Here is a 24,148-nt window from a genome sequence, read left to right on the forward strand (position 1 = left end):
TACGAGAAAGAAGCGTCGCGGAAGCGTTACAGGTGGCTTGCGGCCGGTACACAGAATTTGCACGCCGGCAGGGGGCACGGGTTTGATGACCGGTCCGTCCCGGACCGGAGGCGGAGCCCGGCAGGGGCTCATCCAGGACCGGAGGCTTGCGCGGAGGCTGTAGCGTGGCCGACGGAGACCGTAACAACACCGCGCGCACCGCGGGCAGAAACGACGGCGAGGACTGATGGCACAGCAGCAGCCCCAGGGCCCGTCCGACCCCGAGGCGACTGGCGGCGGTATGTCAGACGCGCCGGAGAACTGGGGCAACGGCGGGCTGGTCGGCGACGGCCGGTACCGGCTGACCCGCAGACTCGGGCGGGGCGGTATGGCCGAGGTGTTCGCGGCCGAGGACGTACGACTCGGCCGCACCGTCGCGGTCAAACTGCTGCGCGCCGACCTCGCCGAGGACCCCACGTCCAAGGCCCGCTTCACGCGCGAGGCCCAGTCGGTGGCCGGCCTCAACCACCACGCGATCGTCGCCGTGTACGACTCCGGCGAGGACTTCGTGGGCGGCCAGAGCGTGCCGTACATCGTCATGGAGATCGTCGAGGGGCGTACCATCCGCGACCTCCTCCTCAACGCCGAGGCGCCCGGCCCCGAGCAGGCCCTGATCATCGTCTCCGGTGTGCTGGAGGCGCTCGCCTACTCGCACCAGCACGGCATCGTGCACCGCGACATCAAGCCCGCGAACGTGATCATCACGCACAACGGCGCCGTCAAGGTGATGGACTTCGGCATCGCGCGCGCCCTGCACGGCGCGTCCACGACGATGACGCAGACCGGCATGGTCATGGGCACCCCGCAGTACCTCTCCCCGGAGCAGGCGCTCGGCAAGGCCGTCGACTACCGCTCCGACCTGTACGCGACGGGCTGCCTCCTCTACGAACTGCTCGCGCTGCGCCCGCCGTTCATCGGCGAGACCCCGCTGTCGGTGGTCTACCAGCACGTCCAGGACATCCCGATGCCGCCGTCGCAGAGCTCCGAGGGCCAGTGCCCGCCGGAGCTCGACGGACTCGTCATGCGGTCCCTCGCCAAGGAGCCCGACGACCGGTTCCAGACGGCCGAGGAGATGCGCGGACTCGTCCAGTACGCGCTGCAGATGCTGTACGACCAGGGCGGCCACACCGGCACCTGGAACACCGGCCCGGTCGCGATGCACGACGGCCGGGCCGCCGCGGGCCCCTACTCGAGCACCACGATGATGCCCCAGCACGACGGCTCGATGACCTCGCAGATCCCGCAGCCGATCCTGCCCACGGGCTACGGCAACGGCGACGACGGCGGCTTCGAGGGCCACGGGAACCGGGGCAGCGGCCGCGGCAAGCTGTGGATCCTGGCCGTCCTCGCGGTGATCGCCATCGCGGCCGGTGTCGCGCTCGCGCTGAACAACAAGACCACGGGCAGTGGCGACACCGACCCCACCGAGTCGCCGAGCGTCACCCAGTCCCAGACCACCGAGTCCAGCGAGTCGCCGAGCGACGAGGCCTCCGAGGAGTCCTCGGACGACACCTCCGACGACAGCACGGGCTCGAATTCCGGCTCGTACAACACCCCGCAGTACACGCCCTCGGACACCCCGCAGTACACGCCCTCCGAGACGGCCAGCAGCGAGCCGACCGACACGGAGACCGACCCGGGGACCTCCGAGGAGCCGACGGGCTCGGAGACCGACGGCACCGCTGACGGCGGCACCGGCGACGGCGGCACCGGTGACGGCGGTACCGACGCGGGCTCCACGCAGGGCACGACTCAGGGCAACGGCGCCGTGAGCGGCCTCACCGGCTGACCGCCCTCGCATTTCAGCCACGCGCGCGTGACGCCCTTTCCGGGGCGGCACGCGCGCGTAGTGCATTCGGGGGACTCTTCCCGTGACCTGGGTCACCGGGATAACGTGCCCTTGTTCCGGCCCCCTGCAAGGCTGTGACCAGGAAGAGTTCCCGATTTTGCGAATTTGCTTGGAAATCCAAGTAAAAACGCAGGTCAGGAGGGGTTTCACAGAAATGTGGAGCACTGGGTAACGTGCCTGTTGCAGGGCGCTCGCCGGGGCACCTGTCACATCTGTGCCCTTTTTGCCGCACCCACCCTGTGCGGCCGCAAAGGCGCAGGTGAGCCGCACTGGCACCCGGCGAACCCGGGATGCCGGACCGACGGAGGAGCACACGTGACCGTGGAGAGCACTGCCGCGCGCAAACCGCGACGCAGCGCCGGAACCAAGAGCACGGCCGGCAAGCGCACGACCGCAAGGAACGCGCCAGGCACCGACCCCGAGCTCGTACAGCTGCTGACGCCCGAGGGCAAGCGCGTCAAGAACGCAGAGAACGCGGCGTACGCCAAGTACGTCGCCGACGTCACCCCCGAAGAGCTCCGCGGCCTCTACCGCGACATGGTGCTCACCCGCCGCTTCGACGCCGAGGCCACCTCCCTGCAGCGCCAGGGCGAGCTCGGCCTGTGGGCCTCGCTGCTCGGCCAGGAGGCCGCCCAGATCGGCTCCGGCCGGGCCCTGCGCGACGACGACTACGTCTTCCCCACCTACCGCGAGCACGGCGTCGCCTGGTGCCGCGGGGTCGACCCGACCAACCTGCTCGGCATGTTCCGCGGGGTGAACAACGGCGGCTGGGACCCCAACGGCAACAACTTCCACCTCTACACGATCGTCATCGGCTCCCAGACGCTGCACGCGACCGGGTACGCGATGGGCATCGCCAAGGACGGCGCGGACAGCGCGGTGATCGCCTACTTCGGCGACGGCGCCTCCAGCCAGGGCGACGTGGCCGAGTCCTTCACCTTCTCCGCGGTCTACAACGCGCCGGTGGTGTTCTTCTGCCAGAACAACCAGTGGGCGATCTCCGAGCCGACCGAGAAGCAGACCCGCGTCCCGCTCTACCAGCGCGCCCAGGGCTTCGGCTTCCCCGGCGTCCGCGTCGACGGCAACGACGTGCTGGCCTGCCTCGCCGTCACCCGCTGGGCCCTGGAGCGGGCCCGCAACGGCGAGGGCCCCACCCTCGTCGAGGCGTACACCTACCGCATGGGCGCCCACACCACCTCCGACGACCCGACCCGCTACCGCGGTGACGAGGAGCGGCTCGCCTGGGAGGCGAAGGACCCGATCCTGCGCCTGCGCCGCCACCTGGAGACCTCAAACCACACGGACGAGGGATTCTTCGCGGAACTCGAGGCCGAGAGCGAGGCGTTGGGCAGGCGAGTGCGCGAAGCGGTCCGTGCCATGCCGGACCCGGACCACTTCGCCATCTTCGAGAACGTGTACGCGGACGGGCACGCGCTCGTCGACGAGGAGCGGGCCCAGTTCGCCGCCTACCAGGCGTCGTTCGCGGACGAAGACGGGGGTAAGTGACATGGCGGAGACGTCGACCATCAAGAACATGGCACTGGCCAAGGCGATCAACGAGTCGCTGAGGCGTGCCCTGGAGACCGACCCGAAGGTCCTCGTCATGGGCGAGGACGTCGGCAAGCTCGGCGGTGTCTTCCGGGTGACGGACGGCCTGCAGAAGGACTTCGGCGAGAGCCGTGTCATCGACACCCCGCTCGCCGAGTCCGGCATCGTCGGCACGGCCATCGGCCTCGCCCTGCGCGGCTACCGCCCGGTGGTGGAGATCCAGTTCGACGGCTTCGTCTTCCCCGCCTACGACCAGATCGTCACCCAGCTCGCCAAGATGCACGCCCGCTCCCTGGGCAAGATCAAGATGCCGGTCGTCGTCCGCATCCCGTACGGCGGCGGCATCGGCGCGGTCGAGCACCACTCCGAGTCCCCGGAGGCGCTGTTCGCGCACGTCGCCGGGTTGAAGGTGGTCTCCCCCTCGAACGCCTCCGACGCGTACTGGATGATGCAGCAGGCCATCCAGAGCGACGACCCGGTGATCTTCTTCGAGCCCAAGCGGCGCTACTGGGACAAGGGTGAGGTCAACCCCGAGGCCATCCCCGGCGAACTGCACAAGGCCCAGGTCGTCCGTGAGGGCACCGACCTGACCCTGGCCGCCTACGGCCCGATGGTGAAGCTCTGCCTGGAAGCCGCCGCCGCGGCCGCCGAGGAGGGCAAGAACCTCGAGGTCCTGGATCTGCGCTCGGTCTCCCCGCTCGACTTCGACTCCATCCAGGCGTCCGTCGAGAAGACCCGCCGCCTGGTCGTGGTGCACGAGGCCCCGGTGTTCTTCGGCTCCGGCGCGGAGATCGCCGCCCGGATCACCGAGCGCTGCTTCTACCACCTGGAGGCCCCGGTGCTCAGGGTCGGCGGCTACCACGCCCCGTACCCGCCGGCCCGCCTGGAGGAGGAGTACCTGCCGGGGCTGGACCGGGTGCTCGACACCGTCGACCGTGCCCTGGCGTACTGAGGAGAGGGTCGTGACGACGATGACGGAAGCGTCCGTACGCGAGTTCAAGATGCCGGACGTGGGTGAGGGCCTCACCGAGGCCGAGATCCTCAAGTGGTACGTCCAGCCCGGGGACACGGTCACCGACGGCCAGGTGGTGTGCGAGGTCGAGACGGCCAAGGCCGCCGTCGAACTGCCCATCCCCTACGACGGTGTGGTCCGCGCGCTCCACTTCCCCGAGGGCACCACGGTGGACGTGGGCATGTCGATCATCGCGGTGGACGTGGCGGGCGGCGCGGCCCCCGCCGAGACACCGGCCCCCGCCGAGACACCGGCCGCCGCCCCGGCACCGGCACCCGAGGCGAAGAAGCCGGAGGGCTCCGGCCGCCAGCCGGTGCTCGTCGGGTACGGCGTGGCCGCCTCCTCCACCAAGCGCCGCCCCCGCAAGAGCACCGCGATCCCGGCCCAGGAGCCGGCGACCGCAGCCGTCCAGTCCGAGCTGAACGGCCACGGGAGCGCCCCGGCCGTGCAGGAGCGCCCGCTGGCCAAGCCGCCGGTGCGCAAGCTCGCCAAGGACCTGGGCGTGGACCTGACCACGGTGGTCCCGACCGGCCCGGACGGCGTCATCACGCGGGAGGACGTGCACGCGGCGGCGACCCCGGAAGCCACGGCTGCGGCAGCTCCGGCCCAGGCGCCCGCGCCCGCGTCCGCGCCGGCCGCGCCCCAGGTCCCGGCGCCGGTCACCCCGCCCGCGTCGGCGCCCGTCGCGTCGTACGACGCGGCACGCGAGACCCGTATCCCGGTCAAGGGTGTCCGCAAGGCGACGGCGGCGGCGATGGTCGGCTCGGCGTTCACCGCGCCGCATGTCACCGAGTTCATCACGGTCGACGTCACGCGCACGCTGAAGCTCGTCGAGGAGCTGAAGCAGGACCCCGACAAGTACGACATGCAGGGGCTGCGGGTCAACCCGCTGCTGCTCATCGCCAAGGCCCTGCTGGTCGCGATCCGGCGCCACCCGGAGATCAACGCCTCCTGGGACGAGGCGGCCCAGGAGATCGTGGTCAAGCACTACGTCAACCTGGGCATCGCGGCGGCCACCCCGCGCGGGCTGCTCGTGCCCAACATCAAGGACGCGGACGCCAAGACGCTGCCGCAGCTGGCGGAGTCCCTGAGCGAGCTGGTCTCCACGGCCCGCGAGGGCAGGACGTCCCCCGCCGCCATGCAGGGCGGCACGGTGACGATCACCAATGTCGGCGTCTTCGGCGTCGACACCGGCACGCCGATCCTCAACCCCGGCGAGTCGGCGATCCTCGCGGTCGGCGCGATCAAGCTCCAGCCGTGGGTGCACAAGGGCAAGGTGAAGCCCCGCCAGGTGACCACCCTGGCGCTGTCCTTCGACCACCGTCTGGTGGACGGGGAGCTCGGCTCGAAGGTGCTGGCCGACGTGGCGGCGATCCTGGAACAGCCCAAGAGGCTGATCACCTGGGCGTGATCACCTGGGCGTGACCGGCCGACGGGCGAAGCCGCGCGCCCCGAAGCGCGCGCGGCCTAGCCGCGGTACGGCTCCGGCTCCCGCTGGAGCCAGTGGCCGCCGATCGTCCAGCCCAGGAACAGGCGGCCGGTGCCGTCGTCGGCGTGGCCGCCCTCGGTGACCTGGCGCAGTCCGGTCAGGGCCGGGGCGAGCCGGGCGCCGACCTGGCCGGGGTGGCGGGCGGCCTCCTCGGGCAGCCAGGCCAGGATCGCGGCCCGCTCCCGCGCGGTGCACAGGGACAGCTGGAAGACCATCTGCCGCCAGGCGTAGGCCGCGTCCTTGATCGTGGCCAGCGGGAACGCCTGACCGTGCACCTGCGCGGTCAGCCGGCACACGGTGACGAAGCAGCGGCGCGCCAGGTCCTCCCAGCCCGGGGCCGGGGCGATGCCGACCCGGTGGACCAGGGTGGCCAGGTTGTGCGTGGTGAGGATCTGCGCCTGCTCGATCACCTTGCCGCTGCCGGCCACCGACCAGCCGGAGGACCGGGACCAGGTCCCCGCCGAGAAGGCCTCCGCCCGCTCCACGCACAGCCGCCCGAACCCCGGCGAGGTCCGCGGCCGGTGCGGGCGCGTCCGGGAGGCCTCGGCCGCCTCCGCGATCGCCAGGTTGCGGACGGCCGCGTAGTCGATGCGGTAGTAGCGCTCGTAGAGCGAACCGCCGCCGAGCAGTTCGGCCGCCACCCGCGCCGAGGCGAGGAACTTCGGGCTGAACGCTCCCGTGAAGATGTCGTTGGCCAGCTCCTCCACCAGGGGTGCGCCGAGGTCGGCCTGGCGGGCGAGCACGGACAGTTCGCGGACCAGCGGGTTCGGCAGGATCGTCGCGGGGAACGCCTGCACGGCCAGCTCGCCCAGCCGCCGCAGCGCGACCGCCGCCGGCCGGCCCGCCCCGCCCTCGGCCCGCTGCCCGGCCAGAGCCCGCACCCACGGCAGCTCCTCGATCCGCACCTGCTGCTGGAGGTTCAGCAACAGCAGCGAGCGGCGGCCCGCGAACGCGCGGTGGTGCGCGACGGCCAGCGTGCGCAGGGCGCCCGCCGGGTAGGCCTGGGCGGCCGTGACGGCGACCAGCTGCGGGACGATCTCCGCCAGCACCTCCGCGGAGGGCACCAGACCGCGCTCCACCAGCGTCTCCAGGGAAGCGCTCAGCGCGCCCTCGACGGGCCGGCGGACACCGGCCGGGATCACCGCGCCCACCGGCAGCCCGGTGTCCCGCGCCTCGGCCTCGGTCACCGGGACGAGCAGCGGCCCCGGATCGGCCACGCTCGCCGTCTGCTCCAGCCCGGACAGCCGGCGCAGCACCAGCTGGGCCAGCGCGTGGTGGGAGGGCAGCGCCGCCAGCGCGGCCTGTTCCCGGCGCAGGGCCGTGTGCGGGGCGGAACCGGGCAGTCCGCGCCGCCGCACCATCGAGGTGACGGCGTGCCGCAGCAGCCCGAGCCGACGCGGGGCCGGCCCCCGGCCGGTGACCGTCTCGTCCAGTACGTCCCGCAGGATCGCCAGGTTCTGCTTGCGGTCGAGGTGCTTGGTGCAGTGGGTGTGGCGGCGCGCCAGTTCGCGGTAGCGGCACAGCAGATCGCCTCCGCGCACGTACCAGTCCAAGTGGGCGGCCCGCTCCGGGAGCTGGACGGTGCCCTCGTCGTCGGCCGTCTCCAGCCAGTGCGCGAGGAGTTCGTCGGCGAACGGCTGCCACACGGTCAGCGCCTCCCGCTGGGTCTCCACGGCCGCGCTCGGCCGACGCCGCGCCAGGGTCTCCCCGGCGTCCGCGACGGTCCGCCGGTGCACGACGTCCGCCTCGGGCACGGCCCGGGTGGCCGGCCGCGGGGTGAACCGCAGCCGTCCGGCGAACGGGGCGAGTTCGGCGACGAGACCGGCCGCCGCGTCCGTCCGCCCGGCCCGGGCCAGCCAGGCCACGGTGAGCAGGGCGGCCTCCTCCGGCACGGTCACCTCGTAGCGTCCGCTGTCCAGGAGGTCGTAGAGCCGGCTCAGGCCGTCCGCGGACAGCCAGTACGCGAACAGCGCCTGTCGCTCGCGCGGCACTCCGGCGCGCCGCGCCGCCTCGGTCTCGTACGCCGTCAGGGGCCCGGAGGCGCAGGCCTCGCCGGTGGCGAAGCCGCCGCGCAGGACCTCGGGCGTCACCCATGCGGGGAATCCCGCGACGGGCGTGCGGGAGCCGATCGTGAGGACGCCCTCCGCCATGCCGGCGAGGACGGACCGCCAGGAGCGGCCCCGTTCCCCGGCACGACGTCGGGTGTCGGGGTCGTCGTGGGTGAGCGCGGTCCTGAGCGCCCTGGCCAACTGCCCGGAGGCGTACCCCGGGTCGGCCTGGGCGAGGTGCTGCTGGTCAGCGTCGCTGTTCATAAGCCGACGTGGCGGGTGCCGCCCCCGCTCCCTCCGGGTCTCAAGCCCGGCGCTCTGCTGTTGAGCTACACGTCGATGACCTCGACGCTAAGTGCCGAACGGGCGTACGGACAACCGGGTTTCCCGGGTCACCCGCGCGCCCGTGCCCTCTGTCATCCGACGCCCTGCGCCGGGACGTGCACCGTCTCCACCCGGCTCGCCACCAGCCGCTCCCGTTCCCGCCGGGCCGCCCGCTTGCGCAGCCGCAGGATCTGGCTGACGCCGAGGGCCTGGAGGACGAACACCGAGGAGAAGGCGATCGTGTAGTCGTCGCCGGTGGCGTCCAGCAGCACGCCGACCGCGAACAGGGTCGTCATGGAGGCCGTGAAACCACCCATGTTGGTGATGCCGGAGGCGGTGCCCTGACGCTCGGGCGGGTTCGCGGGGCGGGCGAAGTCGAAGCCCAGCATCGAGGCGGGGCCGCAGGCGCCGAGGACCGCGCAGAGGACGACGAGGAGCCACATCGGCGCGTGGTCGGCCGGGTAGAGCAGGGTCACCGCCCAAGCGAGGGCCGTCGCGCCCACCGTGCCCAGCGCCAGGGGGAGCCGGGCGCCGTGGTGCCGGGCGACGATCTGGCCGTAGACCAGGCCCACGACCATGTTGCAGAGGACCACCAGCGTCAGCAGTTCGCCAGCCGTCGCCCGGGACAGGCCCTGGGCCTCGACGAGGAAGGGCAGGCCCCACAGCAGCAGGAACACCATCGCCGGGAACTGGGTCGTGAAGTGCACCCACAGACCGAGCCGGGTCCCGGGCTCCCGCCAGGACGCGGCGATCTGCCGACGGACGTACGCGGCGCCGTGGTGCGGGAACGGCTCGGGCTCGTGGCCCTCGGGGTGGTCCTTGAGGAAGAGGACGAGCAGGACCAGGACGACCACGCCCGCGAGCGCGCTGCCCGCGAAGGCCGCCGTCCAGCCGATCCCGTGCAGCAGCCGGGCCAGCAGCAGGGTGGAGACCAGGTTGCCCGCCATGCCCGCGAGACCGGCGAACTGGGCCACCAGGGGGCCGCGGCGGGCCGGGAACCAGCGGGTGCCGAGGCGCAGCACGCTGATGAAGGTCATCGCGTCCCCGCAGCCGAGCAGCGCGCGCGAGGCGAGCGCCATGCCGTACGACGAGGAGAAGGCGAAGCCGAGCTGGCCCGTGGTGAACAGCACGACGCCGATCGTCAGCACCCGCTTGGTGCCGAGCCGGTCCACCAGCAGGCCGACGGGTATCTGCATGCCCGCGTAGACCAGCAGCTGCAGGATCGAGAAGGTCGACAGGGCCGAGGCGTTCACATGGAAGCGGTCGGCCGCGTCGAGGCCGGCGACCCCCAGCGACGTACGGAAGATGACGGCGACGAAGTAGACCGAGACGCCGATCCCCCAGACGGCCATCGCGCGCCGTCCGCCGGGGGGATCACCCGGAAGGGTGGAGTGGGATCCGCCGCGGGTGACGCTCATCGGACCTCGCCCCGGGCCAGGTGGGAGAACCAGCCGACGTGCCGGTGGACGATGTCCACGGCCGCGTCGGCGTCCCCCGCACGCAGCGCCTGGAGGATCTCCTCGTGCTCCGTCAGCGTCTTGGCGATGCGGTCGGGGTGGGAGTGCAGGACGGCGACGCCCATCCGCAGCTGGCGGTCGCGGAGCTGGTCGTAGAGGCGGGAGAGGATCTCGTTGCCCCCGCTGCGGACGATCTCCGCGTGGAAGCAGCGGTCCGTGACCGCGGCCGCCGCGAGGTCGCCCGCCGCGGCCTGTTCCTTCTGCTTGGCGAGCAGTTCCTCGAGGCGCTCGATGAGGCCGGGCGGCGCGGGGACCGCCTTGCGCGCCGCGTGTTCCTCGACCAGCAGCCGGGTCTCGACGACGTCCGCGATCTCCTGGGCGGAGACCGGCAGGACCAGGGCGCCCTTCTTCGGGTACAGCTTGATCAGGCCCTCGACCTCCAGGCGGAGCAGGGCCTCGCGCACGGGGGTCCGGGAGACGCCGACGGCTTCGGCCAGCTCGCCCTCGGTGAGGAGGGTGCCGCCCTCGTAACGGCGGTCCAGCACACCCTGCTTGACGTGGGCGTAGACCCGGTCGGCGGCGGGCGGCTGCTTGAGGGAGAGGGACGGGGAGAGGGACGGGGAGGCGGACGGCGAGTCGGGGGCTGCGGCGGGACGGGGCGGAGCGGACGACGGCATGCCCACAGGATAGATACAACATGGGCGCAAAGGGGGGAACGTCCAGCATCCGAAACCCGAGTCGCCCACACTGTGTTCGCGCTCGGGGTAATCAGAAATTCGTCCCAGCAGGCGCACAACCTTCTGTGCTACTTACGTGTCACACACGTGCGGCCCCACCAACTTTCCCCATGCCAACTCGGCCGCACTTCAGGGGCATTCAACATAATCGGGGTATTTCAGTTGATAACCGCCACCAAGGGCATCCGGCTTCGAGCCGCCGCCGTCGTCGCCACGGCCGGCGCAGTGCTCGCCGGAGGAGTCCTCACCGCGGCACCCGCGCAGGCCGTCACGACGCCCACCATCACCGCCAAGGGCGGATTCCTGATGAACAGCGCGACCGGCAAGACGCTCTACAGCAAGCTGCCCGACACCAAGACGATGATCGCCTCCACCACGAAGATCATGGCCGCGAAGGTCGTGCTCTCGCAGTCGAACCTGAACCTGGACGCCAAGGTCACCATCAAGAAGGCGTACAGCGACTACATCGTGTCGAGGGGCGCCTCGTCGGCCCGGCTGATCGTCGGTGACAAGGTCACCGTGCGTCAGCTGCTGTACGGGATGATGCTGCCGTCCGGCTGCGACGCGGCGATGGCCCTCGCCGACAAGTTCGGTTCCGGCACGACCGTCGCGGCCCGCACCAAGAACTTCATCGCCAAGATGAACACCATGGCCACCAGCCTGGGCATGAAGCACACGAAGTACGACTCGTTCGACGGCAACAGCAACGGCACCAACGGCTCGTCGCCGAGGGACCTGACGATCCTCGCCCGGAACGTGATGAAGAACTCCACGTTCAAGGCGGTCGTGAAGACCAAGTCCTACACCGCGAAGACGATCACCAAGACCGGCTCCACCCGCACCATGGGCGCCTGGGTCAACACCAACACGCTGCTCGGCTGGAACGGCACGATCGGTGTGAAGACCGGTTCCGGTACCGACTCCAAGTACTGCCTCGTCTTCGCCGCCACGCTCAACGGCGAGTCCGTGGTGGGCGCCGTCCTCACGGCTCCCGACGCCGCGAGCCGCACGGCCGACGTGAAGAAGCTGATCAACTACGGCTACGCCAAGATCAGCTGACGCTCGCAGGTACCTACGGAACGGGCCCGCCGTGATCCCCACGGCGGGCCCGTTCCGCTGTTCGCCCCCCGCTCAGCCGATCTCGTACTCGAACCACACCCGGTGCGTCCCATCGGCCTCCACGGTCAGGCCTCCACTGCCCGTGATCCCGGCCAGCGCGCCGGTGCCGCTGGACGGGACGACGAGGAAGAACTCCGCGCTGCGGTCGCTGCCGGACGTGGTCGCCGAGTGCACGAAGTTGAACGTGCCCTCCCGGCCGTTCAGCGCGCCCTCGAACGACTCCATAGCCACATAGGTGCCGACCCCGGTGGCCTGGTCGAACGCGGCCGTGAACAGGGTCGCCGAACGCCCGGCGACCTCCCCCTCGTACCGCTTCTCCATGGTCGCGACGCCGACCGGCAGGGCCGTGGCCACCGCCGGCTCGGGCTTCAGCCCGGTCGGGACGAACGCCTGCACGCTGAAGGTTCCGTCAGCTCTCATACGTCGACGGTACCGAGCACCACGGACAGTGGCGGGGAACCTACCGGGTCACCGCGAAGTTCCGCAGGATCGCCTCCGTCAGCCGCGGCTCCCCCTCCGCCTTCACCCGGTCCGCGACCGCCTCCGGCGTCACCCGGCCGCAGGCCAGCCGGACATACGTCTCCCAGTCGAGGGCGAAGGAGGCGGCGGGGCCCAGCGCCGGGGCGGTCTCCAGGGTGCCGCGGCCCTGGATGTCGACCCGGATCGTGCGCAGGAACTCGATCGGCCCGTGCACGTCGAAGACGACCGCGGAGCTGCGCGGGGCGTCGGCGCGGTCGGCGACGACCGCCGGCAGCTCACCGAGGAGCACGTCCCGGGCGATGTGCGCGCCCGGGGAGTCCAGGTTGCCGGGGCGGCCGAGCGCGGCCCGCAGGTCCTGCTCGTGCACCCACACGTTGAACGCGTGGCCGCGCATGGACTCTTCGAGGGTCAGCTCCGCGCCCAGGGGGCCGCGCACGACCGTGCCCGGCTGGCGCGACTCGTTGCGCAGCTGGCGGTTGCGCCGGATGATCATCAGCTCCAGTTCGGAGGTCATCTCGGGCGCGGTGTGGTGCCGACGGACGTCGACCTGTCCCTCCATGTACCGCTGGATGTCGGTGGTGACGTGGAAAAGATCCCGGGGCAGTGAGTGGATCGGGCGGGGATCGCCGTACATCTCACTGTCCAGGCCGATCACATGCGAGACCACATCGCGGACCGACCAGCCGGGGCACGGGGTCCGCCAGTTCCACTCGCCCTCGACGAGCGGCTGCACCAACTCGGATATCGCTTCGATGGAGTGGGTCCAGGCGTCGGCGTAGGGCTGGAGGGTGGGATGCAGACTCACGGAACGGGACCCCTCGGCGGTCGGTACACGGGCAGATGGTGGCGGCGGGTGGCGGCGTTGCCAGCGGGAGGCGGAGACGGTCGGCGGCTGTCGGCGGGTGTCGTGAAACGCTAAGTTACGCTGCTGTGAGGCACCCCGGCAGTGCTTTCGTGTGACGATCGTAGGCCCGTGTGGACTACTCGAATGCCAGGACGGTGGTAGTGTGCGCGCCTCTCTGATCCAGATCGCCGTAGAAGAGGGCGAATCGGTCGAATCGCGGCGGGGGCGGGTCGCCTCCCTCGTGCGGGAGCAGGCCGGGACCGCGGACCTCGTGGTGCTGCCCGAACTGTGGACGACCGGGGCCTTCGCCTACGAGGCGTTCGGCAGCGAGGCCGAGCCGTTGGAAGGGCCCACGTACGAGGCGATGGCCAAGGCCGCGAGCGACGCGGGCGTATGGCTGCACGCGGGCTCGATCCCCGAGCGTGACCCTGAGGGCCCCCTCTACAACACGTCTCTCGTCTTCTCCCCCTCCGGTGAGCTCGCCGCCGCCTACCGCAAGATCCACCGCTTCGGCTTCGACAAGGGCGAGGCCGTGCTGATGGGCGCGGGCCGGGAGCTGGTGACGGTCCGTCTCCCGGAGACGACCGTCGGTCTGGCCACCTGCTACGACCTCCGTTTCCCCGAACTCTTCCGCGGTCTCGTCGACGCCGGCGCCGAGACCCTGGTCCTCTCGGCGGGCTGGCCGGAGCGCCGCCGGGCGCACTGGACGCTGCTGGCCCAGGCGCGGGCGGTCGAGAACCAGGCGTTCGTGCTCGCATGTGGAACGGCCGGGACGCACGCCGGGGTTCCCCAGGCGGGTCACTCGATCGTGGTGGATCCCTGGGGCGAGGTGCTGGGCCAGGCCGGCCCCGGCGAGGAGATCCTCACCGTCGACCTCGACCCGGCGAAGGTCGCCGCGACCCGGGAACAGTTCCCGGCACTGAAGGACCGGGTGCTCGGCCGACGATGAAGGGCGGTTTCCGGGACCCTCACGGCGATCCCGGTCGGCTCGGTGCGCCGCCCGTCCGGTGGTCCGGACGAGTGACGTCCCCCTCGGCACCGGGGCCTGTCCTCAGCTCCGTGACCGGATCCGACCGCGGCAGCCGGCGCGGTATCCGTCCCGCCGGCTGCCGTGTCGGACTCTCGGCTCAGCCGATGGGACGGGTGCGGACCTTGTCCGGCTCGAAGTCGTACACCGTCTGGTTGACGCGCAGGCCGTCGACGGCCCCGATCCACATGTAGTCGCGGCCCTTGCCCACGGCGGCGGTGTAGACGGTCGGCTCCGCACCTCCGTCGGTGAGGGCCGTCCTGAGCTGCTGGAAGGTGCAGGTCGTGGTCAGGTTGCAGCCGGTCACGGTTCCCGCGTTGCCGGTGAGGAACCACTTGCCGGTCGTCGTGGCGTCCAGGTACGGGCTCCAGCTGTTGACCGTTGGGGAGGGGTCCGGGAGCCACACCATCGAGGCGTAGGTGGTGGCGGGGGCCGCGGTGAGGCTCGGATTGATCTCGAACGTGATGTTCGGCATGTTTCCGGGGCCGCCGTAGGTGATGTTCTCACCGGTCTGGAAGACGTGGAAGCCGACGTTGTCGATACCCAGCACCGGGTCGCCGTAGAAGTCGACCTCGTTGCCGAAACTGGCTTTTTCGCTGGGCGGCGTGAGGCTGGTGGAGTGGTCGGCCACCTCGATCCCGAGGCTGCCCTGTCCGTAGGGCGGTCGTGCCGAGGGGCCGGGTACGCCGAACGAGCCGAACGGACCCTTCCGCAGAGCGGCGACGGGGGAGCCGATGGTGTTTCGGGTGATGACACCCCAGTGGTCCTCGACCGGAGGGGTCCCGTAAGGGTCGGCGGATGCCGATGCCGGGGCGGCCGTCGCGGCGATCACGGTCAGTGCCGTGATCCCGAGCGTCAGTCTTCGCCGGGTGCCGGAGCGAGCGTTCACATGTACTCCTTTTCGCTGGTCGGATGGGGTGTGGGACACACACTGCCGGGGTGTACCGCACCCTCTTGATCACTCACGGTAAGGGCGCCGGGAGTCCGGCCAGCTTCGACGCACCAGCGTCCTATTGTCTTTTGATCCTCATGGTGGAGGCCGGGAAGGAGCCACCCCGCTCCCGTTCGGTCGTCCGCTCCTCCTCCTCAGTCCTCCTCCCGCCCCTTCTCGGAGAGGTGGATCACGCACACCGTCACCGCGATCAGCAGCGCCGGATCCGCGTCCTCCCGTACGACGTCCACGCCGTACGTCTCCCGTACGTGCAGCCACCGCCGGGAGACGACGGCGAGCAACTCACCGTCGTACTCGATCGCGAACTCCCGGTCGAGGACCTTCCCGCTGACGTCCAGCACGGTCCGCCCGTCCGCCAGCGCCACCCGGTAGTGGTTGCGCAGCAGCGACAGCCGTTTGCGCCGCACGGTGGCCAGAGGCTCGCCGTCCCGCTCGATCACCATCGTGTCCCGCAGGGCGAACATCTTCTGGCGGATGTCGATCAGGACGCGCCCCTGTGTGTCCTTCAGCTCGAAGGTGTCCCGCAGCCGCATCGCCTTCCCGTCGACGAGGAACACCCTGTTGCCGTGGTCGTCCTCGATCCAGTAGTCGTCACCGAAGGCCAGGAGCCGGTCGCGCACGAGGAATCTCATGCCGGTACTGCTTCCCCCGGCTGGGATGATCTCTCCCGGAGGGGGCGGGAAATGATCGGACGGGTGAACCGGCCGGGGCTGACGGCCGGTGCGGCGGCGCTGCTCACGGGCCTGTCGGGGTGCGCGGACCCCGCGCCGTGCGCCGGCTGGGGTGTGGTGACCGACGTCGCGGTGTACTTCGTGCAGGACGGCTACGGCGATCTCGCGGGCGCCTCCGCCGAGGTGTGCACACGGGGTGGATGCGAGAAGGGCCCGCTGAAACGGGAGGACATCTCCCGCGTGTTCCTCGCGCTGCCGGACGATCCCGATCCCGACACCGCGCCGGTCCGCTTCAGGGTCACCCGCAAGGGCGCCACCACCCCCTTCATCGACGAATCCGTCGAGGTGAAGCTCCTCCACCAGTCCGACGGCTGCGGCGGCGGTGGCTACAGCCGGGCGCTCGCCTTCACCAAGGAGGACGGTCTGCTGAAGAGCGTCCCGAAGGCCGTCGGGGCGGCATGGATGAAGCAGGTGAGGGGCGAGGCCACGGCACTTCCCACCGACGCGACTACGACACCGTCACCCCGCCCGCCGGCCCGAACCGCCGCCGGTACGCCGACGGGCTGAGGCCGGTCTCACGCCGTACGCGCGCGCGGAGGTTCGCGGCGGTCCCCAGCCCGCTCCTCGACGCGACCACGTCGAGCCGTTCCTCGCCCCGCTCGATGAGCCGGCAGGCGAGCGCTACCCGTTCACCGGTCAGCCAGGTGAGGGGTGTGGTGCCGAGCTGGGAGCGGAAGCGGCGGTGCAGGGTGGCGGGGGAGACGGCGGCGCGCGCCGCGAGGCCTGCCACGGTCAGGGGTTCGGCCAGCCGCGCCCGGGCCCACTCCAGCAGCGGCGCCAGGGACTCGTCGGGCACGTCCGGCAGCGGGCGCTCCACGAACTGGCGCTGTCCGCCGTCCCGGTGCGCGGCGAACACCAGCCGCCGGGACACGGCATTGGCGACCTCGGCGCCGTGGTCGCGCCGGACGACGTACAGCCCGAGATCGAGGGCGGCGGCGCTGCCCGCGGCGGTCAGGATGTCGCCCTCGTCGACGAAGAGGACGTCGGGCTCCAGCCGGACGCGCGGATGCAGCTCGCGGAAGGCCTCCGCCCACATCCAGTGCGTGGTCGCCCGGCGGCCGTCCAGCAGTCCGGCCTCGGCGAGCGCGAAGCTGCCGGTGCACAGGCTCAGGACACGCGCCCCGCGCGCGTGGGCGCGACGGATGGCGTCGAGGACGTCGTCCCCGCGCGGTACGACATTGTCCGGCCGCCCCGGTACGACGAGGGTGTCCGCGCCGTCGACGGCCTCCAGTCCCGGCACCCCCGTCAGCCGGAAGAAGCCGTGATTCATCCGCACCTCGCGCGCGGGCGTGCACAGCGTCACCTCGTACAACGGCCCCGGCAGTCCGAGTTCGGGCCGCGGCAGCCCGAACAGTTCGGTGGCGACCCCGACTTCGAAGGGGTTGGTCCCCTCGTCGACGATCACCACGACCCGGTGCGGCCGGTGGGTTCGGTGCGAGGATCCTTGCGGCATGTGCGATTCCTAGCACTCGTCCCGGCCCGGCGCCAGGAACGACCATGACCGGCATGACCACCGAACCCGTCTCCCTGGCCACCGCACTCGCGTCCTTCTCCGACCGCTGGAGCCCTCGCATCGTCACCACCGTCAACGACTACGACATCCGCGTGGCCAAGGTGGAGGGTGAGCACCTCTGGCACATCCACGACCACACCGACGAGTTCTTCCTGGTCCTGTCGGGCGAACTCCACATCGGCCTGCGCGAGACGGCAGGCGAGCGGACGGTCGTCCTCCCGAAGGGGTCCGTCTTCACGGTCCCGCGCTGCATCGAGCACAAGCCCTACGCCCCCGTCCCCACCGAGATCCTCGTCCTCGAACCCACCGGCACCTCCACCGTCGGCGACCGTCACGACGAGATCCCGTCCCACGTGGACGCGACGACGGGCCACAGGCTGCCGTGAGCCGTCGGAAGGTGAGGTCACTCATGTGACGGGCATCGTGCCCTTCACTGTCGTGATCAGGGCGGTCAGTGCGGTGGGGGTGGGGGTGAGGACAGTGGTGGGGGTGTCGCTCTCGCGGAGGTGGAGGGTGGTGGGGGTGGTGGCTATCTCCAGGCAGTTGGTGTCGGCGTCGCCGCCGGAGAACGATGACTTCTGCCAATGGAGGTTTTCGGGCACCGGGCTTCCTTCACAGTTCTTGGGCGATACGGCGGATGAGGTCGAGTGAAGCGTCCTGCGGGAGTGCGGCCTTGTCGATGGCTTCGCAGCGGGCTCGGTAGCGGTTAAGCCGTGCCGGCGTGTCGATGAATTCCGCGCCATGCGGTGTGTCGATCTGCACGGTGTCCAGTTGGCTCACGACGCCGCCAACGTACTGCAGGGGAAAGCCCGCCCCCGCGAACCCCTCTGCCGCGAATGGGATGACGCGGACCGTGATCGTGTTCCTCTCGGACACCTGTAGGAGGTGTCCGAGTTGGGCGCGGGCGACCTTGGAGCCACCCACCCGCATCCGCAGAGCTGCTTCGTGAATGATCACGTCGTACGGCGTCCCCGACTCGATCACACGCCGACGGCGCATCCGAAACGACACGCGCGTCTCGCGGTCCCCCTCCGGAAGGGTGGGCGCGACGAAGAGTGAGGCCGCGCGTACGTGGTCCTCGGTCTGGAGGACTCCCGGGATGTGCACGATCTCGAACGCTCGGACGTATGTCGCGTGGTGTTCCAGTTCGGCGAGGTCGAGTGCGGTGGGAGGCATGGCGCCCCGGTACTCCTCCCACCAGCCCTTGGGGCGCGACGTAGCCATCTCGACCAGAGCGTCGACGAGTTGGCTGTCGTCGCACTCGTAGAACCCGGCCAGTCTGCGCAGCCGCTGCTCACTGATCCCGAATCGACCGGATTCGATATGGCTGATCTGGGTCTGATTCACGCCCAGAAACGAGGCGGCATCCCGTGACTCGATGGCAGTGGCTTCGCGCAGCTTGCGCAGTTCGCTGCCGAGACGCCCTTGTCGTGCGGTGGGGTTGGCCCTTGGGGGCATGGAGTTCTCCTCGTTCGTCGTACTTTTCCGGATCGGTCGAGGCGTATCAGGCTGAGTCGCTATGGTCGGAACGTACTCACGGAGGGTGCCCACTTGGTCGCTCATCCGCAAATTCGCTACGCCCAACGCCCGTTGGCAGTGCCACCCCGGCCGAACCCCGGGGCGCCGGACAGCAACGCGGCCCCTCACGCCCCCCCCACGGAGTCGATGCCCCATGCCCTCCTACACCCTCATCTGTCCGCCCCTCGACACCTCCCCCCACATCGCCCGCGACTTCGTCGCCACCGTCCTCCACACGTTGAGACTGGATCGCGCCCTCGTCGACGACGCGATCCTCTGCACCTCCGAACTCGTCACCAACGCGTGCGTGCACGCGAAGGGCGGGGACGGCACCGTGCTCTGGCTGGCTGTGGAGGACGAGCGGCTGCGCGTCGTGGTGTACGACGGGGACGAGAACCCACCGGTGATAAGGGAACTGACGCCGGAGAGCGGAGCGAGTGGAGGCCGGGGGCTGTACATGGTGGACGCCCTGACCGAGGGCTCCTGGGGCCACGCGCCCGGCCTCCCCTACGACGGTCCCACACGCCCGGACGGCAAGGCGGTCTGGTTCGACCTGCCGGTACGGCGCAGGGCGGCGACATCATGACGGAGATGCGCCAGGACGCCATGTGTGATCTGTATCTGCGCCTGTCTCTGGACCGGGACGGCAAGACCGCAATCGAACGGCAGGAGGCCGACTGCCGTTCATGGGCTGAGCGGAACGGCCTCACGGTCCGTAGGGTTCACGTAGACCGCGGGCGTTCCGGCTACAAGACTGTCGAACGCAAGGGCTTCGTCACTGCTCTTACGGCGGTCACAGCAGGGGTCGTCGGCACGCTGATCGTCTGGAAGCTGGATCGTCTGTCGCGCAAGGGTATGGGGCAGGTCGGAAGGGTGCTCGACGACATCGAGGCATCGGGGGGCCGTCTCGTATCAGTCGTGGACGGGCTCGACACCTCGAACGACTCGGCGCGCGTGGTTGTCGCGATGCTTGCCGAGTTGGCCCAGGCGGAGGCCGAGAACTTGGGTGAGCGCGTCGTAAATGCGAAGCGATATCTGCGTACCAAGGGGCAGTGGATCGGCGGCCGACCTCCGTATGGGCTCAAGGTCGACCAGAGCACCAAGAAGCTCATGCACGATTCCGAGCACTCCGTCTATGCGCGTCTGATTGCGGACGAGGCGCTGGCCGGTACGGCGTTGGTGAAGATCGCGCGCCTTCTCAACGAATACGAGATCCTCTCCCCGCGTGGTGGGCAGTGGAACGCGGCAAGCATCATGCAGCTTCTGCGTTCCCCGGCTTTCGCAGGCCTCATGCCCGAAACCGAGAGCGTCGAGACGGAAGGCGGCGAGCGGAAGTACACGAGCCGGGTTCGACCTTACCGAAATCCCGAGACGCTCGACACAGTGGAGATCGGAGAGGGGATCATCACGGTCGGTGAGCGAGACCGCATCATCCGACAGTTGGAGGCCCGTACCTTCGTGCACGCGGGCAAGCGTCGACCAAAGCCCGAAAGAACCGCGCTTCTCACGGGCCTTGTGTTCTGCGGTGTACCGGGTTGTGGGCGCCGTATGCATCGAGTGGGCAACAGCTATCAGTGCATGGCACGTCGAGCGGGGAATCAATGCATTGGCGCGTCGGCCTTGGCAGATGCTGTGGACGACTATGTGGCGGAGAGCTTTTTCACCAAGCTCCCGAAGCTCGCACCAGGTGATCGTCTGCTCACGGCGATTATCGATCGATGGGTTCGTCGAGCTGACCCGGAGACGGTCGCCAAGCGAGACGCGATCACTGCCGAAATTCATGACGAGGAGGGCCGTTTGGCGGAACTCGAAGACGCCCGATATGTGCGTGGAGAATTCGACGGCGTGGCGGCGGTCGATCGTTACAACCGTCTCGCGGATCTGCTCCGGAATAGGATTGTGGGCCTGCGCAGCGGTCTCGACAAGCTGCCATTGCCGCATGTGGACGTCTCTCCGATGCTCGACGGAGATCTCCTTCGGGAGGCGTGGTCCCGGGCGACGAACGACGACCGGCGCGACCGGTTGTCACTCGCGATTGATCGTGTGGAGATCAGCAAGGGCAGGCGAGGTCAGCGGATTGTTCCTGAACAGCGTGTGCGGATCCGCTGGGCCGAAGTGCGCCTGCCGAGAGTCTCGGCAGCCACGGATGGCACCCTGGGCACATGAACCCCGCCTCTCCCGCTCAGCGCAGATTCCGACTCCGTGCCCCCGAGCTCAGCCGCGGCGGGAGCGTGGGGCCAGCTTGAACAGGGCGACGCCCGCGGCGACCAGGGTGGTGGCGGCGACGACCAGCGCCATGCTGTTCATCCACAGGCCGGTGGCGGCCAGGGTGGCGCCGCCGGCGCCCGTGGTTCCGGCGCCGATCACTCTTCCGTACATCGTGCTTCTCCTAGCGAGGTTCCAAGGGGGAGGGGGGTGGGTTCAGGGGCCCGGAGGGCTCAGGTCGCCACCCACTTCTCCTCGCTGCGGCGCATCAGGCCCCACAGCGAGGTGAAGTAGACGGCGTGCTGGAAGAGGTCGTAGAGCATCTCCGGGACCATCAGCGCGGCGACCAGGACGGCCTTCGGGCCCGCGCGGCGTACGGAGACGGTCTTCTCGACCACGAAGATCAGGCCGATCGCCGTCCAGAACGGCGAGAGGCCGGGCCAGCCGTACAGCGTGGTGAAGCTGACCATGAAGGTGAGGTAGATCAGGAAGGACAGCGCGCCGAAGCCCATCAGGAACTGCTGCATGAAGTAGCGGGCGGTGACCTTGGTCCAGCCGTAGTCGCGCAGGTTCTCCAGGGCGCCGCGCTGCCAGCGCAGCCGCTGGTGCCAGAGCTTGCCGAGGGAGGGCATGACCTCGGTGACGACCGCGCAGCCGGCCGGGGCCATGGCCCGGTAGCCGAGGGTCTTGACCGCCTTGGTCATCTCGTCGTCCTCGGTGAGCGAGGCGAGGCTGTAGTAGCTCGTGCCGCCGCCGATGACCCCGGCGCGGCGGGCGGCGCGCACCTCGCGCAGGACGCGGGCGCGGAACATGGTGCCGGTGCCGGTGAGGACCTGGGCCTTGCCGCCGGTGCGCTCCAGTTCCCAGGCGTAGCGGTGGAACTCCATGCGCTGGAGCAGTCCGAGGAAGCCGCCGCCCTCCTCGCCGTAGAAGACTCCGCCGACGGCGCCGACCTTGCGGTTGAAGGTGCCGAGCGCGGTCTCGGCGAACCAGGGGTCGAGGACGGTGTCGGCGTCCTGGACGAGCAGCAGGTCGCGGTCGTCGAGGTGGGGCAGCATCCAGGCGATGGCCTGGTTGAGGGCGCCGGCCTTCTTGTGGGTGTTGCCCTGGGTGTGGAAGACCTGGGCGCCGTGGGCGACGGCGGTCTCGGCGGTGTCGTCGGTGCAGTTGTCGCAGACCACGACGACGAGGTCGGGCCGTCGGGTCTGGTCGCGCAGGCCGTCGATGGCGGCGCCGATGCGGTCCGCCTCGTTGTGCGCCGGTATCAGGACGGCGAGTCGGGGGCGCTCGGCCGGTTCCTCGGGGGCCGCGTGGGCGCGACGGGACGCATGACGGCGTGCGTCCTGCGCTCGCGGACCGCTCGGTGGCGCGAGGTCGAGCACGCCGGGACCCCCAGGTGTGAAGTGGCGGGCCCCCCAGCCCCTCTTTCCCCAGAAGGCTTCACGAAATTACTACAAGCCGACAAGTTGTCCCGAGTAACGGACTGCTCACTTTTGTCTGAATTTTTCCTGTGAGTCCGCTTCGTGATGAGGTGTCAGAAAGGGGGTTCCCTGCGCCGGTCGTCCTCGATGACGGTGGTGGGCGGCGGCACCACCACGCGTCGGCGCCGGGCGATGCCGCTGAACGTGGTCACACCGATCAGCCCGACGATCATCAGGATGACGCCGACCAGGTCGAGGTTGACCCCCTGCATGTCCCAGTCGGTCGCGAAGGTCAGGATCGCTCCCACGGCGATGAGGATGATGCACCCGCCGAGGCCCATGAGTGTCGCCTCCCCTGTAGCACGGCCGGCCCTTCCGGCCACCGCCTGCGGGTACCCCCTCGCTCGTGAACTAGGGCCTGTCCGGCGGATTAAGTCGCAGAAAAGTGGCGGCGCCCCATGAGCGCCGCGTCTGCGGCATGATCCGCCGGACAGGCCCTAGCCCTCCAGGAACGCCACCAGCGCGTTCGCCAGCAGATACGGGTCGGCGTCGCCGCACAACTCCCGGGCGCTGTGCATCGACAGGATCGCCACACCGATGTCGACGGTCCGGATCCCGTGCCGGGCCGCGGTGATGGGGCCGATGGTCGTGCCGCAGGGCATGGAGTTGTTGGAGACGAACGACTGGAACGGCACGCCCGCCCGCTCGCAGGCGGCGGCGAACACCGCGCGGCCGGTGCCGTCGGTGGCGTAGCGGTTGTTGACGTTGACCTTGAGGATGGGGCCGCCGTTGATGCGCGGGTGGTGCGTCGGGTCGTGCCGCTCCGCGTAGTTGGGGTGGACCGCGTGCCCGGTGTCGGAGGACAGGCAGACCGTGGCCGCGAAGGCTCTCGCCCGGTCCTCGTACGATCCGCCGCGCGCCAGCACGGAACGTTCCAGCACGGTGCCGAGCAGCGGTCCGTCGGCGCCGGTGTCGGACTGCGAGCCGTTCTCCTCGTGGTCGAAGGCGGCGAGCACCGGGATGTACGGCGGTTCGGCGCCGCTCGTCGCGACGGCGGTCAGGGCCGCCGTACCGGCGTGCACGGACAGCAGGTTGTCCATGCGCGGGCCGGCCACCAGCTCCTGGTCGCGGCCCAGGTAGGCGGGCGGTTCCACGGAGTGGGTCATCAGGTCCCAGCCGGTGACCTCGCCCGCGGGGATCCCCGACTCCTCCTCCAGGAAGGCGATGAGGTCGCCGTCGCGCACGTCGTGCCCGAGGCCCCAGACCGGCTGGAGGTGGCGCTGCTTGTCGAGCTTGAGGCCGTCGCTGTTGACCGCGCGGTCGAGGTGGATGGCGAGCTGGGGGACTCGCAGCAGGGGGCGGCCCACGTTCACCAGCCGGGTCGAGCCGTCCCGCAGGGTGAGCCGGCCGGCGATGCCGAGGTCGCGGTCGAGCCAGGAGTTGAGCAGCGGTCCGCCGTAGATCTCCACGGCGATCTGCCGCCAGCCGTGCGCGCCCGTGTCGGGCAGCGGCTTGACGCGCAGGTTCGGCGAGTCGGTGTGGGCGCCGACGATCCGGAACGGGGTGTGCGGCGCGGCGCCCTCGGGGACGTACCAGGCCACGATCGCGCCACCGCGCAGCACGTACTTGCCGCCGCTCGTCCCGTCCCAGGCGTCCGTCTCGACGACCTGCCGGAAGCCCGCCTTCTCCAGGCGCGCGGCCGCGTTCGCGACGGCGTGGTACGGCGACGGGCTCACCGTGAGGAAGGACATGAGGTCGTCGGTGTGGCCGCGGTCGAAGCGGGGGGGTTCGCTCATGGGGTTCACCTTAACGACGTACGAGGGCCCGTTCCCGGT

The 24,148-nt window shown here is 70.3% G+C and carries 24 protein-coding genes and 1 tRNA gene; 10 read left to right on the forward strand and 15 right to left on the reverse strand.

Annotated features, from left to right (window positions below):
* Positions 1-226 precede the first annotated feature (226 nt).
* The 4 genes from ABZ464_RS14770 (at position 227) to ABZ464_RS14785 (ending at position 5,859) form a co-directional block, all read left to right on the forward strand.
* The gene (locus ABZ464_RS14770; protein ID WP_359275987.1) at positions 227-1,828 is read left to right on the forward strand and encodes a protein kinase; all 1,602 of its coding nucleotides are present in this window, start codon (positions 227-229) and stop codon (positions 1,826-1,828) included.
* A 375-nt stretch (positions 1,829-2,203) separates the two neighbouring features.
* Positions 2,204-3,394 carry a pyruvate dehydrogenase (acetyl-transferring) E1 component subunit alpha gene (pdhA, locus tag ABZ464_RS14775; protein ID WP_359275989.1) on the forward strand — a complete coding sequence of 397 codons (1,191 nt, stop codon included), beginning with the start codon at positions 2,204-2,206 and terminating at the stop codon, positions 3,392-3,394.
* A gap of 1 nt (position 3,395) precedes the next feature.
* On the forward strand, positions 3,396-4,388 hold the full coding sequence (locus tag ABZ464_RS14780; protein ID WP_359275992.1) for an alpha-ketoacid dehydrogenase subunit beta: 993 nt from the start codon (positions 3,396-3,398) through the stop codon (positions 4,386-4,388).
* A 10-nt stretch (positions 4,389-4,398) separates the two neighbouring features.
* Complete coding sequence (locus ABZ464_RS14785; RefSeq protein ID WP_359275995.1) at positions 4,399-5,859, forward strand: dihydrolipoamide acetyltransferase family protein; 1,461 nt, start codon at positions 4,399-4,401, stop codon at positions 5,857-5,859.
* A gap of 56 nt (positions 5,860-5,915) precedes the next feature.
* Here ABZ464_RS14785 and ABZ464_RS14790 read toward each other — a convergent pair whose 3' ends face one another.
* The 4 genes from ABZ464_RS14790 to ABZ464_RS14805 all read right to left on the reverse strand — a co-directional run bounded on the left by ABZ464_RS14790 (position 5,916) and on the right by ABZ464_RS14805 (position 10,443).
* Positions 5,916-8,249 carry a hypothetical protein gene (locus tag ABZ464_RS14790; RefSeq protein ID WP_359275998.1) on the reverse strand — a complete coding sequence of 778 codons (2,334 nt, stop codon included), beginning with the start codon at positions 8,247-8,249 and terminating at the stop codon, positions 5,916-5,918.
* 3 nt (positions 8,250-8,252) lie between these two features.
* Positions 8,253-8,324, reverse strand: a tRNA-Ser gene (locus ABZ464_RS14795).
* A 77-nt stretch (positions 8,325-8,401) separates the two neighbouring features.
* Positions 8,402-9,727 (reverse strand): MFS transporter, encoded by a 1,326-nt coding sequence (locus tag ABZ464_RS14800; RefSeq protein ID WP_359276001.1) that lies wholly within the window; start codon positions 9,725-9,727, stop codon positions 8,402-8,404.
* Positions 9,724-10,443 (reverse strand): GntR family transcriptional regulator, encoded by a 720-nt coding sequence (locus ABZ464_RS14805; protein WP_359276003.1) that lies wholly within the window; start codon positions 10,441-10,443, stop codon positions 9,724-9,726. Before ABZ464_RS14805 ends, ABZ464_RS14800 begins: the two co-directional genes overlap by 4 nt.
* Before the next feature lie 222 nt (positions 10,444-10,665).
* Here ABZ464_RS14805 and ABZ464_RS14810 point away from each other — a divergent pair, with 222 nt between their 5' ends.
* Positions 10,666-11,562 (forward strand): serine hydrolase, encoded by an 897-nt coding sequence (locus ABZ464_RS14810; protein ID WP_359276006.1) that lies wholly within the window; start codon positions 10,666-10,668, stop codon positions 11,560-11,562.
* Between the two features lie 72 nt (positions 11,563-11,634).
* Here ABZ464_RS14810 and ABZ464_RS14815 read toward each other — a convergent pair whose 3' ends face one another.
* Together ABZ464_RS14815 and ABZ464_RS14820 are read right to left on the reverse strand one after the other, a co-directional pair.
* Positions 11,635-12,042 carry a DUF3224 domain-containing protein gene (locus ABZ464_RS14815; protein ID WP_359276008.1) on the reverse strand — a complete coding sequence of 136 codons (408 nt, stop codon included), beginning with the start codon at positions 12,040-12,042 and terminating at the stop codon, positions 11,635-11,637.
* Between the two features lie 40 nt (positions 12,043-12,082).
* Positions 12,083-12,907: a maleylpyruvate isomerase family mycothiol-dependent enzyme gene (locus ABZ464_RS14820; protein WP_359276011.1), complete on the reverse strand. Its 825-nt coding sequence runs from the start codon at positions 12,905-12,907 to the stop codon at positions 12,083-12,085.
* Between the two features lie 202 nt (positions 12,908-13,109).
* On the opposite strand from ABZ464_RS14820, the gene ABZ464_RS14825 reads away from it, so the two are divergent.
* Positions 13,110-13,895 carry a carbon-nitrogen family hydrolase gene (locus ABZ464_RS14825; RefSeq protein ID WP_359276014.1) on the forward strand — a complete coding sequence of 262 codons (786 nt, stop codon included), beginning with the start codon at positions 13,110-13,112 and terminating at the stop codon, positions 13,893-13,895.
* 178 nt (positions 13,896-14,073) lie between these two features.
* Here the strand turns inward: ABZ464_RS14825 and ABZ464_RS14830 are convergent, their stop codons facing one another.
* A complete protein-coding gene (locus ABZ464_RS14830; protein ID WP_359276017.1) occupies positions 14,074-14,862 on the reverse strand; it encodes a hypothetical protein in 789 nt (262 codons plus the stop codon).
* 197 nt (positions 14,863-15,059) lie between these two features.
* Complete coding sequence (locus ABZ464_RS14835) at positions 15,060-15,557, reverse strand: LURP-one-related family protein (RefSeq protein ID WP_359276019.1); 498 nt, start codon at positions 15,555-15,557, stop codon at positions 15,060-15,062.
* A gap of 51 nt (positions 15,558-15,608) precedes the next feature.
* Here ABZ464_RS14835 and ABZ464_RS14840 point away from each other — a divergent pair, with 51 nt between their 5' ends.
* Positions 15,609-16,163 carry a hypothetical protein gene (locus ABZ464_RS14840; RefSeq protein ID WP_359276022.1) on the forward strand — a complete coding sequence of 185 codons (555 nt, stop codon included), beginning with the start codon at positions 15,609-15,611 and terminating at the stop codon, positions 16,161-16,163.
* Here ABZ464_RS14840 and ABZ464_RS14845 read toward each other — a convergent pair.
* Positions 16,105-17,109, reverse strand: a complete 1,005-nt coding sequence (locus tag ABZ464_RS14845; protein WP_359276025.1) for a helix-turn-helix domain-containing protein — start codon at positions 17,107-17,109, stop codon at positions 16,105-16,107. The genes ABZ464_RS14840 and ABZ464_RS14845 overlap by 59 nt on opposite strands.
* A 53-nt stretch (positions 17,110-17,162) precedes the next feature.
* On the opposite strand from ABZ464_RS14845, the gene ABZ464_RS14850 reads away from it, so the two are divergent.
* Complete coding sequence (locus tag ABZ464_RS14850; RefSeq protein WP_359276028.1) at positions 17,163-17,555, forward strand: cupin domain-containing protein; 393 nt, start codon at positions 17,163-17,165, stop codon at positions 17,553-17,555.
* Between the two features lie 21 nt (positions 17,556-17,576).
* Here ABZ464_RS14850 and ABZ464_RS14855 read toward each other — a convergent pair whose 3' ends face one another.
* Entirely contained in the window at positions 17,577-17,771 is a 195-nt protein-coding gene (locus ABZ464_RS14855; protein ID WP_359276031.1) for a DUF397 domain-containing protein, read from the reverse strand.
* A gap of 10 nt (positions 17,772-17,781) precedes the next feature.
* Positions 17,782-18,627, reverse strand: a complete 846-nt coding sequence (locus tag ABZ464_RS14860) for a helix-turn-helix transcriptional regulator (RefSeq protein WP_359276033.1) — start codon at positions 18,625-18,627, stop codon at positions 17,782-17,784.
* A 214-nt stretch (positions 18,628-18,841) separates the two neighbouring features.
* On the opposite strand from ABZ464_RS14860, the gene ABZ464_RS14865 reads away from it, so the two are divergent.
* Positions 18,842-19,273, forward strand: coding sequence for an ATP-binding protein (locus ABZ464_RS14865; protein ID WP_359276036.1), 432 nt, complete (start codon positions 18,842-18,844; stop codon positions 19,271-19,273).
* 5 nt (positions 19,274-19,278) lie between these two features.
* The gene (locus ABZ464_RS14870; protein WP_359276039.1) at positions 19,279-20,853 is read left to right on the forward strand and encodes a recombinase family protein; all 1,575 of its coding nucleotides are present in this window, start codon (positions 19,279-19,281) and stop codon (positions 20,851-20,853) included.
* Positions 20,854-20,901: 48 nt separating this feature from the next.
* Here ABZ464_RS14870 and ABZ464_RS14875 read toward each other — a convergent pair whose 3' ends face one another.
* The 4 genes from ABZ464_RS14875 to ABZ464_RS14890 form a co-directional block, all read right to left on the reverse strand.
* Positions 20,902-21,066 carry a hypothetical protein gene (locus ABZ464_RS14875; protein ID WP_167739008.1) on the reverse strand — a complete coding sequence of 55 codons (165 nt, stop codon included), beginning with the start codon at positions 21,064-21,066 and terminating at the stop codon, positions 20,902-20,904.
* Between the two features lie 59 nt (positions 21,067-21,125).
* On the reverse strand, positions 21,126-22,274 hold the full coding sequence (locus ABZ464_RS14880; RefSeq protein ID WP_359276042.1) for a glycosyltransferase family 2 protein: 1,149 nt from the start codon (positions 22,272-22,274) through the stop codon (positions 21,126-21,128).
* Between the two features lie 152 nt (positions 22,275-22,426).
* Positions 22,427-22,654 carry a DUF6458 family protein gene (locus ABZ464_RS14885; protein ID WP_359276044.1) on the reverse strand — a complete coding sequence of 76 codons (228 nt, stop codon included), beginning with the start codon at positions 22,652-22,654 and terminating at the stop codon, positions 22,427-22,429.
* A 156-nt stretch (positions 22,655-22,810) separates the two neighbouring features.
* Positions 22,811-24,109: a M18 family aminopeptidase gene (locus ABZ464_RS14890; RefSeq protein WP_359276047.1), complete on the reverse strand. Its 1,299-nt coding sequence runs from the start codon at positions 24,107-24,109 to the stop codon at positions 22,811-22,813.
* Positions 24,110-24,148 lie beyond the last annotated feature (39 nt).

The organism is Streptomyces sp. NPDC005820 (assembly GCF_040630255.1).
Lineage (GTDB): Bacteria > Actinomycetota > Actinomycetes > Streptomycetales > Streptomycetaceae > Streptomyces.

Excerpts from the sequence above, each read along its gene's own strand:
- ABZ464_RS14890 (WP_359276047.1), bottom strand. The coding sequence starts at position 24,109 with ATGAGCGAACCCCCCCGCTTCGACCGCGGCCACACCGACGACCTCATG.
- ABZ464_RS14815 (WP_359276008.1), bottom strand. The coding sequence starts at position 12,042 with ATGAGAGCTGACGGAACCTTCAGCGTGCAGGCGTTCGTCCCGACCGGG.
- ABZ464_RS14845 (WP_359276025.1), bottom strand. The coding sequence starts at position 17,109 with ATGCCGCAAGGATCCTCGCACCGAACCCACCGGCCGCACCGGGTCGTG.
- ABZ464_RS14840 (WP_359276022.1), top strand. The coding sequence starts at position 15,609 with ATGATCGGACGGGTGAACCGGCCGGGGCTGACGGCCGGTGCGGCGGCG.
- ABZ464_RS14790 (WP_359275998.1), bottom strand. The coding sequence starts at position 8,249 with ATGAACAGCGACGCTGACCAGCAGCACCTCGCCCAGGCCGACCCGGGG.
- ABZ464_RS14805 (WP_359276003.1), bottom strand. The coding sequence starts at position 10,443 with ATGCCGTCGTCCGCTCCGCCCCGTCCCGCCGCAGCCCCCGACTCGCCG.
- ABZ464_RS14865 (WP_359276036.1), top strand. The coding sequence starts at position 18,842 with ATGCCCTCCTACACCCTCATCTGTCCGCCCCTCGACACCTCCCCCCAC.
- ABZ464_RS14770 (WP_359275987.1), top strand. The coding sequence starts at position 227 with ATGGCACAGCAGCAGCCCCAGGGCCCGTCCGACCCCGAGGCGACTGGC.
- ABZ464_RS14860 (WP_359276033.1), bottom strand. The coding sequence starts at position 18,627 with ATGCCCCCAAGGGCCAACCCCACCGCACGACAAGGGCGTCTCGGCAGC.
- ABZ464_RS14800 (WP_359276001.1), bottom strand. The coding sequence starts at position 9,727 with ATGAGCGTCACCCGCGGCGGATCCCACTCCACCCTTCCGGGTGATCCC.
- ABZ464_RS14875 (WP_167739008.1), bottom strand. The coding sequence starts at position 21,066 with ATGTACGGAAGAGTGATCGGCGCCGGAACCACGGGCGCCGGCGGCGCC.
- ABZ464_RS14870 (WP_359276039.1), top strand. The coding sequence starts at position 19,279 with ATGCGCCAGGACGCCATGTGTGATCTGTATCTGCGCCTGTCTCTGGAC.
- ABZ464_RS14850 (WP_359276028.1), top strand. The coding sequence starts at position 17,163 with ATGACCACCGAACCCGTCTCCCTGGCCACCGCACTCGCGTCCTTCTCC.
- ABZ464_RS14780 (WP_359275992.1), top strand. The coding sequence starts at position 3,396 with ATGGCGGAGACGTCGACCATCAAGAACATGGCACTGGCCAAGGCGATC.
- ABZ464_RS14835 (WP_359276019.1), bottom strand. The coding sequence starts at position 15,557 with ATGAGATTCCTCGTGCGCGACCGGCTCCTGGCCTTCGGTGACGACTAC.
- ABZ464_RS14885 (WP_359276044.1), bottom strand. The coding sequence starts at position 22,654 with ATGGGCCTCGGCGGGTGCATCATCCTCATCGCCGTGGGAGCGATCCTG.